This is a genomic window from Cupriavidus sp. FW306-1B-F12B, from assembly GCF_058781795.1.
The window spans coordinates 179,651-201,926 of the sequence record NZ_JBYSXC010000001.1; the positions used below are offsets into that span (position 1 = coordinate 179,651).

A 22,276-nucleotide genomic window follows, 5' to 3' on the forward strand; every position below is an offset into this window, starting at 1 on the left:
GACCGCCCGGGGCGTTGCGGGGGGCGGGCTTATTGTTTGGACATCTGCATGGTGAAGTACCCGCCGGTCCCGGTGCTGGCGGCCATCACCAGCGTGCGTGCATAGCGCGTGCTGCTGCTCACGATGATGCTGCCGTCGGCCGGCATCAGGCGGATCGCGGCAAAGCCGTTGTGCGGCACGCCGGTCGACAGCGCGCAGCCGGTGCTGCCCGGCTGCATGGAGTTTTCGGCTACGATCCTGACCGCATACAGGTTCTTGGCCGATCCCGGGGTGGCAAGCGTTGCCGTGCCCTGCAGGTCGCAAATGCGGGTGCCGCTGGTATAGGTACCGGTGACGTTGCCCGCGTCATCGATCTGCATGGCAAAGCCGTCTTGCTTCCAGTTGCCGGCGATGGCAGCCTGGTCCACGGCTAGCGCGTTGGACGGATCATAGGTACCGGATAGCAAATTGATAGGGTTGCCTGGCGTGGCGACGAAATTGCCGTCAAAGCGCTGCCCCGGGGTAATGGTGCCGGCCCCGGTGGCCGGGTAGGCAAAGCCGGTTTCGTACAGCGTGCCGGGGCCCAGCGTCCAGGCCGAGCCAGAAAACTGGAACGCGCCTGCCAGCACGCCCGTCAGTCTCGCGTGCACGAACTTCCCGCTGTTGTCGACCAGCGTGGCGTTCATGAGGCCGACCCAGAGACCTTCGCTGCCATTGCCGACCGCTGCCGTCGAGCCCGGTTGCGGTGCGCTCAGGCTCGGCGGCAGCTCGCCAGTGGGCGCAGGTTGCGGTGCTGCTTCGGGCGAGGGCTCAGGCTTTGGTGCAGGCGCCGGTGCCGGATTATTTTCGGACGGTGGCGTTTGTGCCGCCGGTGTGGTCGTTGCGTCGTCCGCGCCGCCGCCACAGGCGGCCAGCAGCGCGATGGCCGACAGCAGGGCTGCCGGCATTGCTATTTTTCTCATTGGATTTCACCTCCGGATTGTGGGAAAGGTCTGGCTGTCCCGTTGCATACGGGCGTCGGGCAGATCCCACTACGGAATGGTTGCGTCGGGCGACGCGGTGGGAAATGCCGACCGGCCAAAGCTATCGATCCGGGGTCGGCAGGTAAATCAGACGGATCTGAAATACGGGGGAGAAATTGCCTGTGTGAAATGTCCGAGGGCAGTGACTGCAGGCGGCCGCGTGTGCGGCGGCCGCCTTCGGCAGCGTCAATCCGGTAACGCCCCCGCCTGCCGCAGCGCCGCGCGCGCAATCTCCATGCGCGCCTTGGCGTGTTCGGGCCGCACCAGATCGAGATTGAGCGCAAACAGGTAGTCGTCGTCGCCACGCTCAACCCAGCCCACCAGCCACCCCACTGCGGGCTTGGCCGAATCGGCCCAGCCGGTCTTGGCATGCAGGGTGTAGCCGGCGGTGCGCTCCATCACCGTGATGTCGTCCACGGCCTTGAAGGTGGTTGGCGAGAACGGCAGCGTGCGCTGTACCACGCCCTTCAGGAAGTCGATCTGCTGGTAGGCGGAGATCTGCAGCGTGCCGTTCAGCCAGAAGCGGTCGACCTGGCCGGAGCTGTTGGCATTGCCATAGTGCGATGCGGTCAGGTAGCGCTGGTAGGCCGCGCTGCCAACCCGCCGCGCCAGCGCCTGGTAGGCCGGCACGCAGGAGTTGGGGAAGGCGACGCGCAGCGGCACGTCAGCGTTGCAGGCGTCGGGCAGGACAGCCTTGCCGCCGACCAGCCAGACCTTGCCGTCCCACGGCAGCTTGTCATGGTCGACGTCGGCCACGGCACCGCTCTCCAGGCCGATCATCGAGTTCAGGATCTTGAAGGTCGACGCCGGCGAGTACTGCGTGGCCGCACGCGGCTTGTTGTAGGTCAGCATGCGGTCGCGCCGCAGGTCGTAGATCACCATGGTGCCGGTGGTATCGGCCTGGCGGAACAGCGCCGCGGCATCCAGCGGGACTTCTTTCGGTGCCGCCAGGGCGGGCAGGGTGGAGGCAAGCAGGCCGAAGCCGATCGCCATCGGTGTCAGCAGACGAGCAAGATGTTTGTTCATGGCCTTGCAGAAGAGTTGAGGGGATGGCAATCCGGGCCCGGACCGTGGTGCGCAGCATAGGAGAGCGTCCGGATAAGGCCAACCGCGCTGGCTGTAACTTGCGTAACATGACGGGCGCCACCAGCGCTTTTCACTCGATCCCTGACTACCTGATGCCAGCCACGCCTGCCCCGATCCGTATCGACGTGTCGGCCCCGTACCGGGTCGACGGCCAACCCGCGCGCTACCAGTCGGTCTGGCTGCTGGCGCGCATCTGGCATGCGCATCGCACCGGGGAGGGCGGTGTCGCCGCGGCAGTGGTGCGCAGCGCCTTCCCGACGGCGGCCAACCTGCGCATGCTGGTGTCGCGCGCGTTTGCGGACTTTGCGCGCTGGCAGGTGGCGGTCGGATGGGGGGCCGACCGCCAGCGCGACCCGGCCGCGGCCAATCCGGCGCAGCGCAGCCGCGGGCCGTTCTGGATCACGGCAGCGAGCGCGCGGCGCCTGCGCTTTGTGGCGGACGGGCGCACGCTGGGCCCGGCCGCGCTGGCCCGCCGCCTTGGCTTTCCCACGGGGCCGCAAGCGGAGCCGGCGGGCCAGCCGGACGGCGTCGGCTACGTGATGCGCGACATGGCCTTCTGGAGCGAGCTGACCCAGGCCATGCGCGGCGCGCAGGACGGCCACGCAGGCATGCACGGCTCAGCCGTGGCCGAGTCCTTCCGCGCGGCAGGCCGCAGTGCCGGCGACGGTTTCCAGCAAGCGCTGTCATTGCTCAAGGAAAGCCTGGCGTGGCGCCGCTGCGGCCGCCTCGATCAGAGCCGGGCGGCACTCAGGCGTGTCGACCGCCTGGTGCAGGCGGCCGAGGCCGGCGCGGCGACGCCCGCGTTCTGCGCCATGGCGCATATCGTGCGGGCCTGGGAACGCTATACCCGCGGTGACAGCGACGGCGCGCGTGCCGGCCTGGAAGGGCTGCAGTCCGATCCGGAACTGCGCCTGGTGGTGCACTACAACCCGCGCGTGCGCTTTGAAGTGCTGAACCTGGAAGCGCTGCTGCACAAGGCCGATGCCATGCGCGCCGGGCATGCCGGCACGGCGCGGGCCGCGCAGCTGGCGCTGGATACCTTCGCCGGCGCGCTGCAGGCCGCCTACGAGGCCGATTCCGTCGACGCCGTGCAGCATGCCGCGGCCAATATCGGCCTGTGCCTGTGGCTGTTCTGGCAGCACGGCCTGGTCGATGCCGCGCGCACCTTGTCCGCCAGCGCGGTGCAGCGGCAGGCGATGCGCTGGCTGGGCTTGTCGGAGTGGATCTGCGACCGGTTCGGCGTGGGCGGCGGCACGGCGTGGAACGCGATCTTCCTGCTGCGCATCGCACGCGGCAGCTGCGGGCCCGATACCCCGCCATCCGACCGGCCAGCCAGGGCCAACGACAGCATGGCCGCGTTCCGCCGCCAGCGCCCGCTGTCCGTTGCCGACGCTGTCGACGCACTGCGGCCGTTCCACGCGCCGTTCGCACCGGCCAAGGGCTTCGTGCGCTGGTCCGCCGTGGCTGCGTTCGCGCTGGAAGACCATGACGCCGGCCACGTCAGGCTGGGGCCGTTGCAGCTGGCCAACCTGCTGCTCGAATCGGCCTGGTACCTCACCCACGAGCAAGGCGCTACCGCCATAGCGTGTGCCGCGGTGGAGCGGCTGGCCGCCCAGCTGCCGGCGCTGCGGCCGGCCGAGCGTGCCTTCTTCACAGCCGAACTGCGCGCGTTGCCGCCAGAGCTGCGCGATGCTGCCGCGGAAGCGTCACGGCGTAGGCGCAAGGCGGCGTGACGGCAGTGTGCTACGCCCCGCTTGTGCCGATCCGGTTCGCGCGGGACAGCTCGCCCGGGGTCATGTTGTACAGCCGGCGGAATGCCGCGATAAACGCCGACAGCGAGTCATAGCCGCAATCCAGGGCAACGTCGGTCACGGCCTCGCCGCGCTCCAGCCGCGGGACCGCGTCGAGCAGGCGCAGGCGCTGCCGCCAGGCGCGGAAGGTCAGCCCGGTTTCGCGCAGGAACAGCCGGGTCAAGGTCTTGTCCGACACCGCCAGGCGGGCGCTCCACGCAGCCAGGCTGGTATCGCGGTCCGCGTGGCGCTGCAGGCCGTTGCAGACCAGCCGCAGGCGCGGGTCGGCAGGCAGCGGCAGCATGAGTTCCACTTCCGGCGCGGCGCCGAGCTGGTCCAGCAGCACGCGCGCCAGGCGGCCGTCGGCGCTGTGCTCATCGTATTCGGCGGGCAGGTAGCTGAAGGCCCGGATCAGCTCGCGCAGCAGCGGACTTACCGTGAGCACACGGCAGCGGCCCGAGGCCGCCGCGCAAACCCCGTTGTCCAGGTAAAGGCTGCGGACGCGCGTGCCGGCAGCGCAGCGCACGCGGTGCTGCATGCCGGACGGAATCCAGACCGCCCACTGCGGCGGTGCCACAAAGCGCCCGCTGTCGGTCAGCACCTCCAGCACACCCTCCAGGGCATAGGCGAACTGGCACCACGGATGCCGGTGGCGGTAGCCCAGTATGCGGTTGGGCAGGGCTTCGACATGGCCATATAGCGGGCGAGGCAGCCGCGCGAGTGCGCGCAGGCCGTGGTCGTGGGCAGGCATGCGGTGTCCGTTGGCGCTGTGGGCGATGCCGCTGCTGATGTCCGATTGGCGATACCGGATGCGACTTTGCCGTTAGCCAGATTATTTGCCGCAGGCTAACTTGCGCTCGCCCCATAGGCAATCCGGGCAATCCGCTCTACCACGCATGCAGGTTGCCCAGCGTCCGGCATGCCCCCTTCGCTGTGTTACCAACGGAGCCTGCAATGCACCGCATACGACTTTCCACCCGACTGCGCCGGGCCGGCTTGCTGGCCGCGCTCATCCTGCCGGCTGCGCCGGCGTGGGCTTTCGATGTGAGCGGCAAGTACTGCGATACACCTTCAGCCTGCGTCAACCCGATGGCCACCGGCGGCATGGTGACGTCGTCCAACCGCCTGGCCACGCAGGCGGGGCTGCGCGTGCTTGCGCGCGGCGGCAATGCGGTCGATGCTGCCATCGCCGTGGCTGCGACCATCGCCGTGGTCTACCCGCATATGAACTCCATCGGCGGCGATGCCTTCTGGCTGATCTACAACGCCAGAACCCGCGAGGTGCGCGCGCTCAATGCCAGCGGCCGCGCCGGCGAGCAGGCCAGTATCGCCTTCTACCAAGGCAAAGGCCTGGACAAGATCCCCGCCCGCGGTTACCTGTCGGCCAACACCGTGCCCGGCACCGTTGCCGGCTGGGAGGCGGCGTACCAGTACGCGCGCCAGGGCATGGGCCGCAGCCTGCCCTGGCCGGATCTGCTGGCCGATGCGGTGCGTTATGCCGAGACGGGCTTTCCGGTCTCATCTTCATTCGTGACCTGGAGCCGGATCAATACCGATCCGTCCGACAAGGAGTTCCGCGCCTTGCAGCGCTTCGACGGCTTTCGCCAGACATTCCTCAAGCCGGACGGCTCTGCCTACCGGGTTGGCGAAACCCTGCGCCAGCCCGACCTTGCCGGAACGCTGCAGCAGATCGCGGCGGGCGGCGCCAAGGCGTTCTACCAGGGGGAAATCGCGCGCAAGATCGTGGCCGACCTGCAGGCACACGGCGGCATGCTGACCTACGGTGACTTTGCCCGCCATCGCGCCGACTGGGTGCAGCCTATTACCGTGAACTACCGCGGCTACCAGGCCGTCAACTTTCCGCCCAACACGCAAGGCTTTGCCTCGCTGGAGATCCTGAACATCCTGGACAAGCGCGACGTGCGCGCCCTCGGCGAAGGCACGGCCGACTACTATCACGTGCTGGTGGAGGCGACCAAGCAGGCCTTTGCCGATCGCGACCGCTACCTGGCCGATCCGGATTTCGTGCAGATCCCGCTGGCGCGGCTGCTGTCGCCGCAGCACGGGCAGGTGCAGTCGGGGCGCATCAGCATGCTGCGGGCCGGCATGGACGTGAAGCCGATGGACCCGCACGGCGACACCGTGTGGTTCGGCACCGCCGACAAGGACGGCAACGTGGTGTCGATGATCCAGAGCGTGTATCACGACTTCGGTTCCGGCATCGTACCCAAGGGCACCGGCGTGCTGCTGCAGAACCGCGGCTCGTTCTTTTCACTCGATCCCGCGCACGTGAATCACCTGGCGCCGGGCAAGCGCACCTTCCATACCCTCAACCCGGCACTGCTGCTGAAGGACGGCAAACCGTTCCTGGTCTACGGCACCATGGGCGGGGAAGGGCAGCCGCAAACGCAGGCCGCGCTGGTGACGCGGATCGTGGATTTCGGCATGTCGCCGCAAGATGCCGTCAATGCGCCGCGCTGGCTGTATGGGCGGACCTGGGGCGTGTCGTCGAACGACCTCAAGATTGAAGGCCGCGTGCCGGAGGCCGTGACCTCCGAGTTGGCTCGCCGCGGGCATCCGGTCAGGCGCGTGGAAGCGTTCACGGACACGATGGGCCACGCGGGCGCCATCCTGATCGATCCAGTGACAGGCGTGATGTATGGCGCCACGGATCCACGTGGAGATGGATTGGCCGCAGGGTTATAGCGGTTGGCGATTGCGGCCGGCAACAAAAAAGGGCGACCTTGCGTCGCCCTTGCTCACTGGCAAGTCAGCGTCAGTCGAACAGCTCGTGCCAGATGCTCTTCTTCTTATAGTGCTTCTGCTCGCGCTCATAGTACCGGTCGCGGTCGCCATGGCCGCGCTGGTATTCCTGTCGCGGGGGTTGGGTTTGCTGCGGCATTTGCTGCATCGGCGCCGCCTGCTGCGCGGGGGCGGTTGCCACGGAGCGCTCAAGGATCTTGTCGAGTTCGCCGCGGTCCAGCCAGACACCGCGGCATTTCGGGCAGTAATCGATCTCGATGCCCTGGCGTTCGGACATCACGAGTTGCGTTTGCGGGCACACCGGACAATCCATTGCTTCTCCTCATTGCAGTGAAAACAGTCAGGGTATGACCGGCGCCAGCGCGTATGGTTCGACCGGAAAATGCTTGCGAAAGTGGTGCCGGGGCCGCTTGATGTGGCGCGCAGGCGCGCCTGACGGGGAATTTGCGGGGCTGGCTGCCGTCGAAGGCATATGCATGCCTCCCGTCTGTCTTCCCGTCCCCGCGCTTTCGCCGGCCTGATCTGGCTGGTCGTGAGCATCTGCCTGATCTGGCTCGCCTGGCCCTGGTTGCGGCCGCCAATCGAACGCGCGATCTACGTGGCCCGGCTCTCGGTCCGCCCCGCGCCGGTGGCATTGCCGGTGCCGGTCGAGGGCATTGCCCCGGGGGCGCTGCGCGATACCTGGCACGGCGCGCGCTCCGGCGGACGCAAGCATGAGGGCATCGATATCTTTGCGCCGCGCGGCCGCCCGGTGGTGTCGGCTACCGAGGGCATTGTCACGCGCGTGGGCACCAACAAGCTGGGCGGGAAGGTGGTGTGGGTGATGGGGCCCGGGCGCCAGCTGCATTACTACGCCCATCTGGACGACTACGCCGGCGTGCGTGCCGGCGACGTGATTGTGCCCGGCACGGTGCTGGGCTATGTCGGCACAAGCGGCAATGCGCGGGGCACGCCGCCCCACCTGCACTATGGCGTCTACACCGCGGGCGGGGCGATCAATCCCTACCCGCTGCTGAAGGCGCCAGCGCCAGGGGGCGGGGCGGCCGCGCGAGGCGGCGCACGCTAGCGCGCGCGCCCGCCCGCGGGTTTCAAGGCAGGCCGCTCAGGCAGCCTCGCCGACGGTGCCGTGGCCGGCTTCTTCAGCCGGCTCGTCCTTGCCGCCGGGCAGCAGCAGGTTGAGGATCACCGCCGACAGCGAGCCCACCGTGATGCCGGAGCCAAACACTTCATGGACGAAGGCAGGCAGCTTGGACAGCAGTTCCGGGCGGAACGTCACCGCCAGGCCGCAGCCGATCGACACGGCCACGATCAGGGTATTGCGCTGCGTGAACTTGACGGTGCTGAGCATCTGGATCCCGCCCGACACGATCATCGCGAACATCATCAGGCCGGCGCCGCCCAGCACCGGCTGCGGAATCGTCACCACCAGCGCGCCCAGCACCGGGAACAGCCCCGCCAGCAGCAGCATGACGCCGGTCAGCGCGACCACATGGCGGCTGGCCACGCCGGTCAGCGAAACCACGCCGACGTTCTGCGCAAAGGTGGACAGCGGCGGGCTCGACACCAGTGCCGCAAAGGCCGAGCCAAAGCCATCGCACAGGATGCCGCGCGACAGGCATTTACCGGAAATCGGCCGCTGCGTGGCCGCGCCCAGTGCCATGAACGTGCCCGTGGATTCGACGATGGTCACCAGGTAAGCGATCGACATGGCGACGATGCCGGAGACCGGGAACGACATCCCGAAGTGCAGCGGCTGCGGCACCGCGATGATCGGCGCCTGGTGAAACTGAGTGAAGTCGACCAGGCCCAGTGCCAGGCAGAGCAGGTAGCCGCCGGCAATGCCGGCCACAATGGCCGAGGCCGACAGCATGCCCTTGCCCCACTGCACCACCGCGACCACCAGCGCCAGCACCGCGACTGCAATCGCCAGGTTGCCGGGTGCGCCATAGCGGCTGCTGCCCTGGCCGCCTGCGGCCCAGTCGATGGCCACCGGAATCAGCGACAGGCCGATCATGGTGACCACCACGCTGGTGACGGTATGCGGAAACAGCTTGCGGATCGCCGGCATGAAGAAGCTGCCCAGGATCATCACCAGCGAACCCGCCAGCGCCGAGCCCAGGATGCCGGCCACGCCGTGTTCGACGCCCACGCTGATGGCCGCGCCGACAAAGGCGAAGCTGGTGCCCATCACGCATGGCATGCGGATGCCCACCGGGCCAATGCCCTTGCACTGGATGATGGTGACGATGCCCGAGCCAAGCAGGGCCGCATTCACCAGGGCAATGACCTGGTCCGGCGGCAGCTTCAGCGCACCGCCAATGACCAGCGGCACCGCAATGATGCCGCCCAGGGCGGCCAGCAGATGCTGGAGCGCAAGCAAAAACGTCGTCAGCCGAGGGGGGCGGTCTTCCACCTTGAATAGCAAGGGCGCCATTCATGTCTCCTGTTGTCTGGCCGGATAGGTTTCCGGACTGTCTTGTTCTTCTGGCGCCGGGGAAGGGGCTGCCCCCGGCCCTGTCATTGCGCGCTGACGGGCAGGCGGAGGCCGCCTGCCGCGAGCGTGGCCTGGAACAGATTCCAGGCTGCAACCGGGGAGCAAGAATAGCAGGGATAAGCACTCCGTGATACAAAAATTGCATACAATTTGTATCAACTCCCTTGCGCGGGAGGTGGGGCAAGAAATGGCCCACGGGTTTCGATATGAACGTGTTGACCACCAGCAGCTGCAAGGAACTGCGCATCCATTCCGGCACCGTCAACGCGGTTTGCGAGCAGTACGCCAAGTCGCGTAGCCAGCATCGCCGGCCGTACCTGCGCTATCGCGGCCGCAAGTCGCTCGGCTGGGTGCCGCTCAAGGGCCGGGATCTCAAGCGCTCGGGCGACGCATTCCGCTTTGCCGGCAACACGTTTCGCGTGTTCAGCTCCCGCCCCCTTCCCGATGGCAAGATCAAGGACGGGACGAATTTCTCCCGCGACGCGCGAGGCAACTGGTTCCTGAACATCGTGATTGAAGTTGCCGACACCCAAGCCCGCTCCCCGGCACGCGGCGTTGGCATCGATCTGGGCTTGAAGGACCTTGCCACGCTGTCCACCGGCGAGAAGGTCGGGAATCCGCGCCACCTTGGCCGACTCGAGCAAGCGCTGGCCAAAGCGCAGCGAGCGCGCAAGCGGCGACAGGCCACGAACCTTCACGCCCGCATCGCCAATGCGCGGCGTGACTTCCTGCACAAGCTCTCGCATCGCATCGTGCGGGACTTCGACTACATTGCGGTGGGGAATGTGAACGCCGCCGGCCTCGCCAGGACCAGCATGGCGAAGTCCGTCCTCGATGCGGGCTGGTCGTCCTTCCGCACAATGCTCGCGTACAAGGCGATTGCGCATGGCGCGTGGTACGAGGAAGTCGACGAACGTTTCACCACCCAGGTCTGCTCTTCGTGCGACGCGATGCCGCCGGAGAGGCCGAAAGGTATCGCAGACCTTGGAATAAGGCAGTGGGTATGCAGTGGATGCGGTGCTGTACCTGATCGCGATGTGAACGCTGCGCTAAATATCCTTGCCCGATCGGGACATCGATCGCCTGCAGAGGGAATCTCCTCCCTTTAGGGAGGAGAGGATGTCAAAGTTGTTGGTCTTGACCGGCTGCTCAAGGCTCGACGAATTGATACTTACTTGCGCCCGGCCAGCGCCTTCTGGATGGCCGCTTCGGTCTCGGCGTAATTCCCTTCGCCAAAGTGCTTGTAGACCACGGAGCCGTTGGCGTCGACCAGGTAGAGCGCCGGCCAGTACTGGTTGCGCCAGGCGTTCCAGGTGGCATAGGCGTTGTCCTGGGCTACCGGGTAGCGGATATCGAAGCGCTTGAGCGCTGCCTGCACGTTGGCGGTGGACTTCTCGAAGGGGAACTCCGGGGTATGGACGCCGACCACGACCAGGCCCTTGTCGCGGTATTTGTCGTACCACTGCCGCACATGGGGCAGCGTGTTGATGCAGTTGATGCAGCTATAGGTCCAGAAATCGACCAGCACGACCTTGCCGCGCAGCCCGGCAACGGTCAGCGGTTCAGAGTTGAGCCACTTGTCGATGCCGGTGAATTCCGGCGCCTTGCCATAGTCGGCAGGGGCGGCGGCGGCATGCTGGGCGGCGACGATGGCGGTAGTGGCAAGCAGGGTACGAAGCAAGCGGTGCATGGTTCAGGCTCCAGGTTGGGAGGCAGGGAAAAGCGAGGTCAGCCAGGCGACGGCAAGGGTGTCGTACTGGAAGTACATGGCGATGGCGGTCGCCACCACCAGCACGCCGAAGCCTTGCTGCAGCCGGTGCGTGTGACGCGCCAGCCGGCGCACGTGAGTGGTGGCGAACTGGCCGCCATAGGCAATGCCCAGCATCGGGATGGCCGCGCCAGCCGCGAACAACGCCAGCAGGCCGGCAGCGCGATGCAGGTCTTGCGCCTTGGCCACCAGCGCGAGGATCGACGCCAGCACCGGCCCGGCGCACGGGGTCCACACCGCGCCCAGCGTCATGCCCAGCACAAAGCCGCCGGCCACGCCGGTGCCGGTCCGGCCGCCGACGCCCGCCAGGCGGTCGACCACGCCGGCGAACGGGGCCGCCAGGCGCTCGAAGCCCGCCGGCCAGAGCCGTGACAGGCCGGCACCCAGCAGCAACAGGATGGCCGCGTTGCGCACCACGCCTGGGGCTTCGCTGAAGGCGCTGGACAGTGCGCCAAAGACTATGCCCAGCGCGGAAAAGGCGCTGACGAAGCCAAGCGCGATCGCCAGCGGGCGCAGCCGGCCGGATTCGCCCACCGAGCCGGCCAGCAGCATGGGCAGCACCGGCAGCACACAGGGCGAGGCAATGGTCAGCACGCCGGCGGCGAAGGCAAGGAAGGCGTCGATCATGGACGGCTCCCGTCGGCGTGCGCGGTGCCGTGGCAGGCACGATGGCAGGGGCAGGGTGGCGGCGGATGGATGGCGGCGACGGACATGGCGGAGAACTCCCGGTGTTGGCGATAGACGCATTCCACCGTCCGCACGTATCCGGGCTGTTTCCGCGCCCCGGCATCCGTGCAAGCTTTCATGTCTGCCGCGGCCCGGGATACAGAGCGATACATAGTGGCGCCGGTGCCGCCCCATGGTGGCGGCACCGGGCAGTGCCAATGCTGTGCCGCCGCTTCAGCGGCTGCCGTTGAGCTCGAGGTATTCCGTGAATTCGTCGCGCACGACGGCTTCAATGCGGGCGAGCTCGTCGTCCGTGATGTCTTCGAACAGCTTGCGCTTGCGCCTGGACAGCTCGCCGTGGTTCTGGACGATCAGGTCGATCAGGTTCGACAGGCGTGACTGGCGCAGATCGAGCCAGCTTTCCAGGCGTGCGACGCTGGCATCGTAGGCGCGCAGGTACTGGAGCTCCTGCGCAAGGTCCTGCTCGACGCACTGCTCGATGCATTCGAAGACGAATTCGCACAGCGCCGTCGCATCAAAGGATGCGTAAAGCCAGCCGGGCTGTGGCGACTTGATCAGGATGGTGTCGCTGTCCGAATCCAGCGCGTAGTTGAGCAGGGCCGTCCGCGGGGCGGAATAGGACTTCAGCAGCGCGGCATAGGTATCGATCTGCTTGAGCATCCGTGCCGACACCGGCAGCACGACGCCATCGGGCGTGACACCGGCCTGCCGCAGCAAATGGTGGATGAGGAATCGATGGAGCCGGCCGTTGCCGTCGTAGAACGGGTGGGCGAAGACAAAGCCAAACGATACGCACGCCGCGGCCACGATGGGGTTTGCCGCCTGTGCCTCGACCAGGCCCGCGACCGCGGCAATCCCGTCCATCATCGCGCCAAGCTGCCCGGGCGGCGGGGGAATATAGTCAGCGATGTTGCGCATGCGCCCGCCGCGGGACAGCCAGTTCTGCTTGTCGCGATAGGAGAATTCGGCGCGCAGCCCCGAGATGATTTCGTTCTGCCACTCGCACAGCTGCGCTTCGGTCAGCGGGGCGGGATTGCCGGCATACTCCAGCAGCCGCCTGAACTTGGCGACCCGCTGGTTATCGGGGATCTCGTGCTCGATGGAGTAGGTCGATCGTGTCTCCGCGAGGTAGAGGTAGTCCACCGCGCGCGCCAGCAACTCTGGCTCGAGCCGCTTGATGGCCGCGGCCACACGGCCGGGGAGGTCGGCGGCTATGTACTGCGCCAGCTTCTCGGTGCGGCGTACCAGGGGGCAAAACGCGGCCGGGCCGAGGTGGTTGTTCTGGATACCGAACTGCAGGTCCGGCGTTGCCGGGCCGGTCAGGTACCGGCTCTCGTCCAGCGCCAGTACCCTGGGCGCCCCGGCCGGCAGCTTGTAGTCGAATTGCGCCCCGGCAAGCCATTTGGCATAGAACGCGCTCAGCCTCGCATAGCGCGAGGTCGGGGTGGCCGCCAGCCACTCCCGTACCGCCTGCACCGCTGGCGCATGCTCGAACAGCGCCGCCAGCACGGTCAGGTCGAGCTGCTCCTTCTTCAGCGCGAAAGTCAGGTGGTCCACGGTCGTGTCGCCGCCGCGGTAGCGGTTCCTTGGATACACGGTGCGCGTGGTGCCGTCCGGTCCGGTGTGCGTGCTGAGGACCCCGGTCTTGTCGGCAAGGGCGGACGTCGAGCGCAGCGGCGGCACGCGCAACCCGAACTTGCGGATAAGCGCGTCGTAGCCAAGTGGCGCATGAGACATAGATGGTCGCAATTCCTGGGTGCCGGTTTGCCGGGAGCTTACCAGAGTTCCTACAGGATTTACCAAAACATCTACTTTTCTCCAAAATGCTTTCGATTCTGTCTATAGCAATGGGTGGGCGACCTGGTCCGCCCGGCCTTCCAGGAGTTCTACAGCACTTACCGTTTTATCTACTTTCGCGGTTAGCCCGGATGATCTTGTCTACAGTGCTTGCCGGCCCAGGCCGCAGCGCATCGCCCGCAAATCGAAATCCCGCATGACAAAAATGCCATCTTCTGAATCTGCCCAAATGGCATTCAGGTTTTTCCGGCAAATCCGTCAGGGTTTTCGAGAGTTCCTGGCCGCGACCACGGACTAAGCGTTTTTATTTATTTGCCCGGCTCCAATAATCGCCTATAACTCCATCTACATGCTGCGGCTGATGTCACGCATCATGCCTACGCCCGCCAGGCTTGCCTGCGGGCATTTTTTTTGGGGTGCGTGGGTCTGCTTATGCGGTATTAATCGCTCTGATTTATTTTGCTCATCATCCGGCGCATTCAAAATCATGACATTTCTGTAATCATGACATTTTCGTAATCATGGCTACCTGGCCGGATGGATCACTTTCAAATATGACAAATTCGTAATGATGAGATTTAAGTCCTTTTGCTCATCCATTCAAAACGAACCCTCATCTATCGGCAGCGATTCGCCTGGAAGTGGCTCCAGTAAAGGATTTCACTGGTATCCGGCAGTGCCAGGCAAGGGCCTCTTCCGGTGTCGATGATGCATATTCAGCGTGAATATCCGGCACCCATCGTAAGCCATCATAAATTCAGTGAAAACCCTGCCATCCCTTTCGCTTGACTTACTTGATATATCACATACTGTGTATCCCATCGCCACTCCGAACTTGAGAGAGGTGAGGGCGGAGACCTCAGGTCGGCGTCGGAATAAGAGGCAAATAAATGCCAATGACACAGGAGACATGAAATGCCAGCAGCCACCCTTAAGCTGAGGCGCAGTGCGTCAGCATATCCGCCCGCACCCCCGCAATTGAATGGCCAAATGATTCAAGGAGCGCGCAAATGAGTAATCCATCGGCAGCGCTGGGCGCTAATCGCCAGGTTCCGGAAGGCACACGCTGGCTGCAATTGATTGTCGGCGTGATCTGCATGATCGCCACCGCCAATATCCAATACGCCTGGACTTTGTTCGTCCCCGAGATCCAGGGGGCCTACGGCTGGTCGCGCGCCAGCATCCAGATCGCCTTCACCGTCTTCGTCCTTGTGCAGACCTGGCTGGCGCCGATCGAAGGCTATTTCATCGACAAGTTCGGCCCGCGCATGATGGTCGCCTTCGGCGCGGTCTTCATCGGCGCGGCATGGTGCATCAACTCCCAGGCCACTACCCTGATGGGCTTCTACGTCGGCGCAGCCGTTGGCGGCCTTGGCGTGGGCTCGATCTACGCCACCTGCATCAACAACGCGCTCAAGTGGTTCCCGGACCGCCGTGGCCTTGCCGTGGGCCTGACCGCGGGCGGTTACGGCGCCGGTTCCGCGGCGACCATCCTGCCCATCGCGGCCATGATCGAGTCGCAGGGCTTCCAGCACACCTTCCTGTTCTTCGGCCTGCTGCAGGGCGGGCTCGCTTTTGTCGCGGCGTGGTTCCTGCGCGCACCGAAGGGCAGCGAGGTGAAGGCATCGCAGAAGCTGGTCCAGGCCACGCGCGACTACACGCTCAAGGAAGCGATGTCCACCAAGCTGTTCTGGCTGATGTTTGTGATGTTCATCCTGGTCGTCACCGGCGGCATGATGGCCGTGGCCCAGCTTGGCGTCATTGCCAAGGACCTGGGTGTGAAGGAGTTCAAGGTCGACCTGCACTTCTTCGTGATGGCCGCGCTGCCGCTCGCGCTGATGCTCGACCGGATCATGAACGGCATCTCGCGTCCGTTGTTCGGCTGGATCTCGGACAACATCGGCCGTGAGAAGACCATGGTCATCGCCTTCACCCTGGAAGGCCTTGGCATCATCGCGCTCGGCTACTTCGGCAGCAACCCGTACGCCTTCCTGATCCTGTCGGGCGTGGTGTTCCTGGCCTGGGGCGAGGTCTACTCGCTGTTCTCGGCACTGGCCGGCGATGCCTTCGGCACCAAGCACATCGGCAAGATCTACGGCGTGCTCTACACGGCCAAGGGCATCGGCGCACTGTTCGTGCCGGTCGGCAACCTGATGATGGAGGCGACCGGCACCTGGTCGACGGTGCTCTACACGGTTGCGGCCATGGACCTGACCGCGGCCTTCCTGGCGATCATGGTCTTGCGGCCGGTGCTGGCCAGCCATGTTGCTACCTCAAGGAGTCTTTTCTCGAAGGAGACGGCGGCGGCGGGGACGCAGGTTCCAGCCTGACCGGCCGATATACAGGCGTCTAGCAGCAAACCGGGCGGGCTTCTTCGGAAGCCCGCTTTTTTCGTCTACCGGGGACTTGCGTCTCGGGCGGGCGCTTCTGCCGGCAAGCCGGTACCTCGCGGGAGGGCACTAGTTCTCCTGAACCAGCTGGAATGCGGTCCTGCATGCCTTGGCCCATTCCGACGCCAATTCCCTACGCTGCGCGGTCCGGGTTGCCATCGTTTCGTCCAGGCCGGCCGCAAGATCCTGAACGGTCACCGCGGCCGGCGCCCCGGCCGCGCCCCAGGCGGCGGCAAAGGCGACTTGCTTGCTGGTGCCAGGAGCTTGTGCGGGCCGGAGCAGGCCAAGCCGTGGCAGGCAAAAGGCGCCGGCGACAATGCTGCCGTGCAGGCTGCTGCCGACAAAGCCCCGGCTGCGCGCAATCAGCGCACAGATATCCCATAGATTGAGCGAGTCGAACAGGACCACAGGCGTGCCGCGCAGCCGTGCCGCCAGGCGCTGGTAGCAAGCCAGGTCGTCGTGCCAGGGCGCGGCGCCGGCGCGAAACAGGACCACGCCCAGGGTCCTGGCCCGGGCGATACGTTCGAGCTGGGCCGCCAGCTGTGAAAGGGTATCGTCGTCGCCAAAATCCGCGCTGAACTGCACGGCCAGGTACCCGCCCGAGAGCCCTGACACGATGCGGGCGCACTCGCCCTGGCGGGCGCGCCGGCGGATGCGGTCGCCGAACAGCTCGGCCACCAGCACGGCCGGATCGGGTTCCAGTCGGCAGGCAATGCCGTTCTGCGCGAGCATGGCCCGGGTTTGATGGTCCCGTACCCCGACGCTGGTGGCGGCCCCGAGCTTGGCCACCACCTCGGCCCGCATGGCAGGCTCAACCGATCCCAGTTCAATGCCGCCGGCGGCGTGGACAATGACACGCCGGACATTGGCAAAGATACCGGCCGGCAACAGGTAGGGGACCAGGTCCCGTACGCCCAACTGCGCCTGGGCCCAGGCCGTCCGCTCGTGCGGCCGGGCATCGAGCAGCGCCACCACCGTCGGGGCCTGCTCGGGCGGCTGCAGCATCACGGCCGCCTCCCAGAGCGAGCAGGTCAGGGTTTCGCCACCCACATGGATGACATCGACGGCGCTGTCGCCCACGGTGGCTGCCAGCCGCGCCAGGGTGTGGACCCGATGGCCGCCATGGATTCTCAGGTTGCGCTCGGCCAGGCCCCCGTAGAACGGGTTGGCCTGCCCGATCAGGCTTCGTATCACATGCGGCAGAAGGAGGTCGCCGAAGTTGTGGCGATCGAAAGCGCCGAACAGGATCATGGGCAAGCCGGTGCTTCCTGACTGCGAGGCTGGCATGGCGTCAACGTTCTCAGATCCGCATATTGTGACTTGCGCCATGGGACCCTCCTCGGGACGCTTCCTCCGTAGGATTAGAATCCCCAAAGCCGCCCATCGCAAGTGGCTTCGGCCACCAAGGCAGTGCTGGACGAGGGACCGGCTGACGGTGGGCGCCGCGGCGGCGCGCCTTGTGATAAAGGTACGGCTGTCCTGTTCCCGGCGCATGCCACGCCACGTCCGCTATGTTCCAGGTGATTGCTCCTTGCGCCGCCCTGGCGCCCTACGTCAACGGCTACTGGTTCGTCGAGGACATGGCGGGTGTTTACGCGGGCAGGCGGATCATGACCTGCCCGTACCCCGGGGCGGTGCTCTCGGTCAACTTCGGGCGCCCGAATGCGATGGAGGGCGGCCCGACCGTGCCGCAGGTCTCGCTGCTGGGCTTCCAGTCGACCAGCCGGCAATGGCGGTCGTGGCCGGACACCTATTTCGTCATGGCGATGCTGAGTGGCGCGGGCCTGGCGCGGCTGTTCCCCGGCATCGGGCCGGACTGCAAGGACCAGCTGCTGGACCTGGCCGGATACCTTGGGGACGGCGCGGCCCATGCGCTCAGTGCCGACCTGAGCGCCGCCTGGACGCCGGCGCGGGTTGCCTGCCGGCTGGACGCGTGGTTGCTGCGGCGCATGACGGCTATCCGGCCGGCTGCGGAACTGGCGACGATCAGGGCGGCGCATGCGCTGCTGCGCCAGGGACGCCAGGTGCAGGAAGTCGCCAGCCTGACCGCCGTCAACCGGCGCCTGCTGAACCGCTGGTTCGAGCGGCACCTTGGCCTGGGCCCCAAGCAGCTGATGGACCTGGAGCGATTGCAGTCCAGCATCCAGGCCGTGCAGCGCGGCGAGGGCGACGCGCTGTCAGGCTATAGCGACCAGCCGCATCAGATCCGGAGCTGGCGGCGGCGCCTGGCCCAGACGCCGGGCGACTATGCGCGCAACGGGCCATCGCCGCTTGCCGAGTACTTCGGACGCCTGCCAGACGATGCCCCGGCGTTCTATCTCTGACGCGCAACACCTGGCGTCCCAAACGTTCAATACAGCGTTCCCCGCCTGCCGCATGCTGGCGGCTCGAAAGGAGAATGCTATGGACGCTGGGAATCTGCCGCTGGAACGATCGTTGGTCGAGTACACGGATGGCACGACTGTCTTCGAAGGGTATGTAGCGCGGCCCGCCGGGCTGGCGCAACGCACGCCGTGCGTGCTGCTGGCGCACGAATGGAGCGGACTCAACGCCGCGATGCGCCGCTGCGCCGACCGGCTTGCGGCATTGGGCTACATCTGCTTTGCCGCAGACGTGTACGGCAAGGGCGTCCGTGGTGACGAGCTGGGAGACAACGCGCATCTCATGGGCCCGATGATGGCCGATCGCCGCTTGTTGCGCCGGCGCCTGCTGGCCGGGTTCGATGCGGCCACCAGGTTTCCCGGGGTCGATGCACAGCGCATGGCTGCGCTCGGGTATTGCTTCGGCGGCCTGTGCGCCCTGGACCTGGCGCGCGCGGCCCCGTCGAACCTGCTGGCTACCGTCAGCTTCCACGGGGTGCTCCACCCGCCGCGGATCGGCCCGCAAGCACCCATCACCTCCAGCATCCTGCTCCTGCATGGTTGGGAAGACCCGGTCGCGCCGCCGAACGACGTTCTCGGCATTGCAGCGGAGCTGACCGGCGCCGGCGCCGACTGGCAGCTGCATGCCCATGGCCATGCCCGGCACGCATTCACGTTCGAGGGGGCGAATCTTCCGGAACGTGGCATTGCCTATGATGCGGCGGCGGACCGCCGGTCCTGGGCGGCAATGCAGGCCTTCCTGGCGGAACGGCTTGCCGCGGGTGTGTCACCCAAGGCAGCCTGGCCGGCCAGCTAAGGCGCGCGCTGCGACATGACTTCAGGACGCGTTGGTCTTGCGGCCCACGTTCCGGATCAGTTGCGTGACACGTCCCAGGTACTGGTCGAAGACCTGATTCGCCTGCTCCTGGCTGTTGATTGGCTGTGCGACCGTACGTCCCTCGGCTTCCAGCTTGGCCCGGATCTCGGGCTTGGCCAGGGCTTCGCCAATCGCCTTGCGCAGCACCGCCACCCGGCTCGCGGGCGTGCCCTGCCTGACGAAGTAGCCGCCGCCGATCGAGTACTCGAAGTCGGGCACCAGGCGGCTTTGCGAGATCAGCGGAATATGCTTGAGCGCCGGGGGCAGGGCCTTGGCGAAGCTGCTCAGCACCTTCAGCCGGCCCTGTTGCTGCATGCTGTCGAAACTGGACTGGTAGGGCAGGATGGCAAAGTCGACCTCGCCGCCGGCAAGCCCTTGCAGCGCTGGTGCGCCGCCCTTGTAAGGCACGTGCAGGAAGGGCACGCCGAGCCGGGCAGCCAGGGCATCGCCCATGAGGTGATAGATGGAGTCGATGCCGACCGTGGCGTAGGTCAGCGGCTTGCCCTTGCTTTGCTTCGCATAGTCCAGGAACTTGTCCAGGGTATCCACGGCAATGCCGTTCCTGACCATCAGCACGATGTTGGCGTCGCTGATGGGCGCGGCCAGCTGGAAGTCCTGCGGCTTGTAGCGCGCCGCCGGGTTGAGCATGGGGGCCAGGAAGACCTCGTTGATCGAGCCGTGGAAGAAGGTGTAGCCATCGGCCGGCGCGCCCAGCACCTTGTTGGCGCCGATCAGCCCGGTGCCGCCGCCGTAGTTCTCGACGACCACCTGCTGCCCGACGCTCTTGCTGATGGATTCCCCGAAGATGCGCGCCGAAGTGTCGCTCGCACCACCGGCCGGGTAGGGCACCACCAGGGATAGCGACTTGGCGGGGAAGTTGTCTGCGGCAAAGGCCGGCAGGCTGGCCAGCACGGAGGTGCCGGCGGAAAGACCGGCGTATTGAAGGAAGCGGCGGCGGTTCAGTGAAGCCATGGTGGATGTCCCCGAAGAATAGTTGTTCAAACCAGATAGCTTTGCGTCAGGTGCGCCCAGAATGCGGCGCCGACAGGCAGGGCCTTGTCATTGAAGTCGTACAAGGGGTTGTGGACCATGCAACCACCATCTTCACCGAGGCCGTTGCCGAGCCGGATGTAGGCACCGGGCCGGTGTTCCAGCATGTAGGCGAAGTCCTCGCTCCCCATCACCGGCGGGCGCTCGACCACGTTGTCCGCGCCCACCAGCCGGATCGCGGCCTGGCGGGCGCGCTCGGTCTGCGCGTCGTGGTTGACCAGTACGGGGTACTTGCGTTCGTAGACGACCTCGGATTGCAGCCGGAAGCTCTGGGCCTGGGCGGCTACAAATTCGCTGATGCGCGCTTCGACCAGCGTGCGCACCTGGGGGTCCAGCGTGCGCACGCCGATCTTGATCGTCGCGCTATCGGGCACGACGTTGTAGGTCGTGCCGGCCTGGATGGAGCCCACGGTAATGACCGCCGACTTGAGCGCATCGATCTCGCGGCTGACGATCGATTGCAGTCCGAGCACGATGCTGGCGGCGCACTGCATGGCGTCGATGCCATGATGGGGCATGGCGCCATGGGCGCCGCGGCCGCGCAGCGTGACCGTGGCGCGGTCGAACGAGGCCATGGCAGGGCCGGCGATGACCCCGATCTGGCCGACCGGCAGACCCGGGGAATTGTGCAGCGCATAGATCTCGTCGCAGGGGAATTGCTCGAACAGCCCATCCTCCAGCATGCGCAGCGCACCGCCTTCGTTCTCCTCGGCCGGCTGGAAGATCAGGTTGAGCGTGCCATTGAAATCAACGGACTCGGACAGGTACCTGGCGGCGCACAGCAGGATCGCCGTGTGCCCGTCATGGCCGCAGGCGTGCATCTTGCCGGCGATGGTGCTGGCGTAGTCCAGGCCGGTCTTTTCCTGGATCGGCAGCGCGTCCATGTCGGCACGGATGCCCAGCGCCTTGCTGCCTTGCCCCTTCCTGAGCCTGCCCACGACACCGGTGGTGCCCATGCCGCGATGCACTTCGTAGCCCCATGCCGCCAGCCGCCCGGCGACCAGGTCGCTGGTCTGGCGCTCTTCAAAGGCCAGTTCGGGGTGCGCATGGATCTTTCGGCGGATCTCAACGAACTCCGGCGACAGGGTCTGGATGGATTGGTGCAGATCGGCAAGCGGGGCCTGGTTCATGGCGGTATCGGAGCGTGGTCGTCCACAGCATTCTCCACGCAGGCGCTTGCCGAAACCATGACAATGATGAGGGAGAAACGTTGCATAATTTGCAACATTAAAAAATCCGCGCTGCCGTCCCGAGGCGGCGTCGCGAGCCAGAGGAGGAAGACATGGAAGATGTGCTGGACCGCAAGCGGGCGCTGTGCTTGCTGCAGATCATCGAGACCGGCACGGTGCGCGGCGCGGCCGAGGTGCTTGAGCTGGACCCGTCGGTGGTGAGCCGCGCCGTGGCGAAACTGGAGCAGGACACCGGGCTGACTTTGCTTGAGCGGCGCGGGCGGGGTGTTGTCGCCACCGATGCCGGGCGCCTGCTGGCGCTGTTTGCCCGGCGCCAGCAGGACCTGAACGATACCTTCCTGGCCGAGGTCAACAACCTGAAGAATGCGCGGCGCGGCCACGTGGAGCTGGTCTTTGGCGAAGGCTTCGTCGACCTGGTGCTGGAGCCCGTGCTGCAGGGCTTCCTGCGCAAGCATCCGGACGTGAGCTGCAGCATCCAGGTGGCCGGCACCGATGAAACGGTCCGGCATATCCTGGAGGACCTGGCGCATATCGGCTTCGTCTTTCAGCCGCCCGACGATGTGCGCCTGCGCTCGCACTATTCACGGCTGTCGCCGATCCGCGTGCATGTGCGCAAAGACCATCCGCTGGCGCGCAGACGCCGCGCGCTGACGCTGGCGGACCTGGCGCCGCACCAGGGAGCGGCGCTGACGGAATCGTTTGGTGTGCGCAAGCATATCCAGGCGGCGGAACTGGACGAGCACGTCACCCTGAAGCCGATGCTTGTCACCAACTCGTTCAAGGTGCTGTGGGAATATGCAGCGATGGGGCTGGGCTACATCATGACGGCACGCTCGGTGGCGCTGAAGGAGCCGCAGTTCAGGCAACTGGTGTCGCTGCCGCTGGCCAATCCCATCCTGAACAATAGCCGCATCCACATCATCACCCGGGCCGGCCGGCACCTGTCCCCGGTGGCTGACAGCTTGCTGCGGCACCTGGTGAAGGCGTTCCCGCTGGTCTGAAGCAACTGTACTCCCCGGGCAA

Annotated in this window: 18 protein-coding genes and 1 pseudogene; 8 read left to right on the top strand and 11 right to left on the bottom strand. The window is 66.1% G+C overall.

Annotated features, from left to right (window positions below):
- Positions 1-29 precede the first annotated feature (29 nt).
- On the bottom strand, positions 30-941 hold the full coding sequence (locus AC3WLE_RS00780; RefSeq protein ID WP_492351268.1) for a hypothetical protein: 912 nt from the start codon (positions 939-941) through the stop codon (positions 30-32).
- A 246-nt stretch (positions 942-1,187) separates the two neighbouring features.
- Positions 1,188-2,027 (bottom strand): OXA-1206 family carbapenem-hydrolyzing class D beta-lactamase, encoded by an 840-nt coding sequence (gene blaOXA / locus AC3WLE_RS00785; protein WP_492351269.1) that lies wholly within the window; start codon positions 2,025-2,027, stop codon positions 1,188-1,190.
- Positions 2,028-2,179: 152 nt separating this feature from the next.
- Here blaOXA and AC3WLE_RS00790 point away from each other — a divergent pair, with 152 nt between their 5' ends.
- Positions 2,180-3,820 (top strand): hypothetical protein, encoded by a 1,641-nt coding sequence (locus AC3WLE_RS00790; RefSeq protein ID WP_492355749.1) that lies wholly within the window; start codon positions 2,180-2,182, stop codon positions 3,818-3,820.
- A 10-nt stretch (positions 3,821-3,830) separates the two neighbouring features.
- Here the strand turns inward: AC3WLE_RS00790 and AC3WLE_RS00795 are convergent, their stop codons facing one another.
- On the bottom strand, positions 3,831-4,628 hold the full coding sequence (locus AC3WLE_RS00795) for an AraC family transcriptional regulator (RefSeq protein ID WP_492316981.1): 798 nt from the start codon (positions 4,626-4,628) through the stop codon (positions 3,831-3,833).
- 338 nt (positions 4,629-4,966) lie between these two features.
- Here AC3WLE_RS00795 and ggt point away from each other — a divergent pair, with 338 nt between their 5' ends.
- Entirely contained in the window at positions 4,967-6,583 is a 1,617-nt protein-coding gene (gene ggt, locus AC3WLE_RS00800; protein ID WP_492355790.1) for a gamma-glutamyltransferase, read from the top strand.
- A gap of 70 nt (positions 6,584-6,653) precedes the next feature.
- Here ggt and AC3WLE_RS00805 read toward each other — a convergent pair whose 3' ends face one another.
- Entirely contained in the window at positions 6,654-6,953 is a 300-nt protein-coding gene (locus AC3WLE_RS00805; protein WP_492316982.1) for a TFIIB-type zinc ribbon-containing protein, read from the bottom strand.
- Positions 6,954-7,112: 159 nt separating this feature from the next.
- Between AC3WLE_RS00805 and AC3WLE_RS00810 the strand changes: the two genes are divergently transcribed.
- On the top strand, positions 7,113-7,706 hold the full coding sequence (locus tag AC3WLE_RS00810) for a M23 family metallopeptidase (RefSeq protein WP_492355750.1): 594 nt from the start codon (positions 7,113-7,115) through the stop codon (positions 7,704-7,706).
- Positions 7,707-7,742: 36 nt separating this feature from the next.
- Here the strand turns inward: AC3WLE_RS00810 and AC3WLE_RS00815 are convergent, their stop codons facing one another.
- Complete coding sequence (locus tag AC3WLE_RS00815; RefSeq protein WP_492355751.1) at positions 7,743-9,074, bottom strand: nucleobase:cation symporter-2 family protein; 1,332 nt, start codon at positions 9,072-9,074, stop codon at positions 7,743-7,745.
- A gap of 233 nt (positions 9,075-9,307) precedes the next feature.
- Here AC3WLE_RS00815 and AC3WLE_RS00820 point away from each other — a divergent pair.
- A pseudogene (locus AC3WLE_RS00820) lies at positions 9,308-10,243 on the top strand (RNA-guided endonuclease InsQ/TnpB family protein); the annotation flags it as partial.
- A gap of 62 nt (positions 10,244-10,305) precedes the next feature.
- Here the strand turns inward: AC3WLE_RS00820 and AC3WLE_RS00825 are convergent.
- From AC3WLE_RS00825 to AC3WLE_RS00835, 3 genes are all read right to left on the bottom strand, one after another.
- Positions 10,306-10,824 (bottom strand): thioredoxin family protein, encoded by a 519-nt coding sequence (locus tag AC3WLE_RS00825; protein ID WP_492351274.1) that lies wholly within the window; start codon positions 10,822-10,824, stop codon positions 10,306-10,308.
- A gap of 3 nt (positions 10,825-10,827) precedes the next feature.
- Positions 10,828-11,529: a cytochrome c biogenesis CcdA family protein gene (locus AC3WLE_RS00830; protein WP_492316986.1), complete on the bottom strand. Its 702-nt coding sequence runs from the start codon at positions 11,527-11,529 to the stop codon at positions 10,828-10,830.
- Positions 11,530-11,802: 273 nt separating this feature from the next.
- Positions 11,803-13,326, bottom strand: coding sequence for a Fic family protein (locus AC3WLE_RS00835; RefSeq protein WP_492316987.1), 1,524 nt, complete (start codon positions 13,324-13,326; stop codon positions 11,803-11,805).
- A gap of 1,070 nt (positions 13,327-14,396) precedes the next feature.
- Between AC3WLE_RS00835 and oxlT the strand changes: the two genes are divergently transcribed.
- Positions 14,397-15,716, top strand: coding sequence for an oxalate/formate MFS antiporter (gene oxlT / locus AC3WLE_RS00840; RefSeq protein WP_492355752.1), 1,320 nt, complete (start codon positions 14,397-14,399; stop codon positions 15,714-15,716).
- A gap of 129 nt (positions 15,717-15,845) precedes the next feature.
- On the opposite strand, the gene AC3WLE_RS00845 is transcribed toward oxlT, so the two are convergent.
- Entirely contained in the window at positions 15,846-17,063 is a 1,218-nt protein-coding gene (locus AC3WLE_RS00845; RefSeq protein ID WP_492316989.1) for a polysaccharide pyruvyl transferase family protein, read from the bottom strand.
- A 224-nt stretch (positions 17,064-17,287) separates the two neighbouring features.
- Between AC3WLE_RS00845 and AC3WLE_RS00850 the strand changes: the two genes are divergently transcribed.
- Together AC3WLE_RS00850 and AC3WLE_RS00855 are read left to right on the top strand one after the other, a co-directional pair.
- Positions 17,288-18,100 (top strand): helix-turn-helix domain-containing protein, encoded by an 813-nt coding sequence (locus tag AC3WLE_RS00850; protein ID WP_492351278.1) that lies wholly within the window; start codon positions 17,288-17,290, stop codon positions 18,098-18,100.
- 79 nt (positions 18,101-18,179) lie between these two features.
- Positions 18,180-18,953 (top strand): dienelactone hydrolase family protein, encoded by a 774-nt coding sequence (locus AC3WLE_RS00855; RefSeq protein WP_492351279.1) that lies wholly within the window; start codon positions 18,180-18,182, stop codon positions 18,951-18,953.
- Positions 18,954-18,974: 21 nt separating this feature from the next.
- Here AC3WLE_RS00855 and AC3WLE_RS00860 read toward each other — a convergent pair whose 3' ends face one another.
- Positions 18,975-19,985, bottom strand: a complete 1,011-nt coding sequence (locus AC3WLE_RS00860) for a tripartite tricarboxylate transporter substrate binding protein (RefSeq protein ID WP_492316992.1) — start codon at positions 19,983-19,985, stop codon at positions 18,975-18,977.
- A gap of 26 nt (positions 19,986-20,011) precedes the next feature.
- Positions 20,012-21,193 (bottom strand): M20 aminoacylase family protein, encoded by a 1,182-nt coding sequence (locus tag AC3WLE_RS00865; RefSeq protein WP_492316993.1) that lies wholly within the window; start codon positions 21,191-21,193, stop codon positions 20,012-20,014.
- Positions 21,194-21,345: 152 nt separating this feature from the next.
- Here AC3WLE_RS00865 and AC3WLE_RS00870 point away from each other — a divergent pair, with 152 nt between their 5' ends.
- A complete protein-coding gene (locus AC3WLE_RS00870; protein ID WP_436223262.1) occupies positions 21,346-22,254 on the top strand; it encodes a LysR family transcriptional regulator in 909 nt (302 codons plus the stop codon).
- Positions 22,255-22,276: the final 22 nt, after the last annotated feature.

Coding starts and splice junctions, on each gene's coding strand:
- ggt (WP_492355790.1), top strand. CDS start 4,967: ATGGCCACCGGCGGCATGGTGACGTCGTCCAACCGCCTGGCCACGCAG.
- AC3WLE_RS00835 (WP_492316987.1), bottom strand. CDS start 13,326: ATGTCTCATGCGCCACTTGGCTACGACGCGCTTATCCGCAAGTTCGGG.
- oxlT (WP_492355752.1), top strand. CDS start 14,397: ATGAGTAATCCATCGGCAGCGCTGGGCGCTAATCGCCAGGTTCCGGAA.
- AC3WLE_RS00850 (WP_492351278.1), top strand. CDS start 17,288: ATGTTCCAGGTGATTGCTCCTTGCGCCGCCCTGGCGCCCTACGTCAAC.
- blaOXA (WP_492351269.1), bottom strand. CDS start 2,027: ATGAACAAACATCTTGCTCGTCTGCTGACACCGATGGCGATCGGCTTC.
- AC3WLE_RS00805 (WP_492316982.1), bottom strand. CDS start 6,953: ATGGATTGTCCGGTGTGCCCGCAAACGCAACTCGTGATGTCCGAACGC.
- AC3WLE_RS00855 (WP_492351279.1), top strand. CDS start 18,180: ATGGACGCTGGGAATCTGCCGCTGGAACGATCGTTGGTCGAGTACACG.
- AC3WLE_RS00780 (WP_492351268.1), bottom strand. CDS start 941: ATGAGAAAAATAGCAATGCCGGCAGCCCTGCTGTCGGCCATCGCGCTG.
- AC3WLE_RS00825 (WP_492351274.1), bottom strand. CDS start 10,824: ATGCACCGCTTGCTTCGTACCCTGCTTGCCACTACCGCCATCGTCGCC.
- AC3WLE_RS00860 (WP_492316992.1), bottom strand. CDS start 19,985: ATGGCTTCACTGAACCGCCGCCGCTTCCTTCAATACGCCGGTCTTTCC.
- AC3WLE_RS00810 (WP_492355750.1), top strand. CDS start 7,113: ATGCATGCCTCCCGTCTGTCTTCCCGTCCCCGCGCTTTCGCCGGCCTG.
- AC3WLE_RS00845 (WP_492316989.1), bottom strand. CDS start 17,063: ATGCCAGCCTCGCAGTCAGGAAGCACCGGCTTGCCCATGATCCTGTTC.
- AC3WLE_RS00790 (WP_492355749.1), top strand. CDS start 2,180: ATGCCAGCCACGCCTGCCCCGATCCGTATCGACGTGTCGGCCCCGTAC.
- AC3WLE_RS00795 (WP_492316981.1), bottom strand. CDS start 4,628: ATGCCTGCCCACGACCACGGCCTGCGCGCACTCGCGCGGCTGCCTCGC.
- AC3WLE_RS00865 (WP_492316993.1), bottom strand. CDS start 21,193: ATGAACCAGGCCCCGCTTGCCGATCTGCACCAATCCATCCAGACCCTG.
- AC3WLE_RS00870 (WP_436223262.1), top strand. CDS start 21,346: ATGGAAGATGTGCTGGACCGCAAGCGGGCGCTGTGCTTGCTGCAGATC.
- AC3WLE_RS00830 (WP_492316986.1), bottom strand. CDS start 11,529: ATGATCGACGCCTTCCTTGCCTTCGCCGCCGGCGTGCTGACCATTGCC.
- AC3WLE_RS00815 (WP_492355751.1), bottom strand. CDS start 9,074: ATGGCGCCCTTGCTATTCAAGGTGGAAGACCGCCCCCCTCGGCTGACG.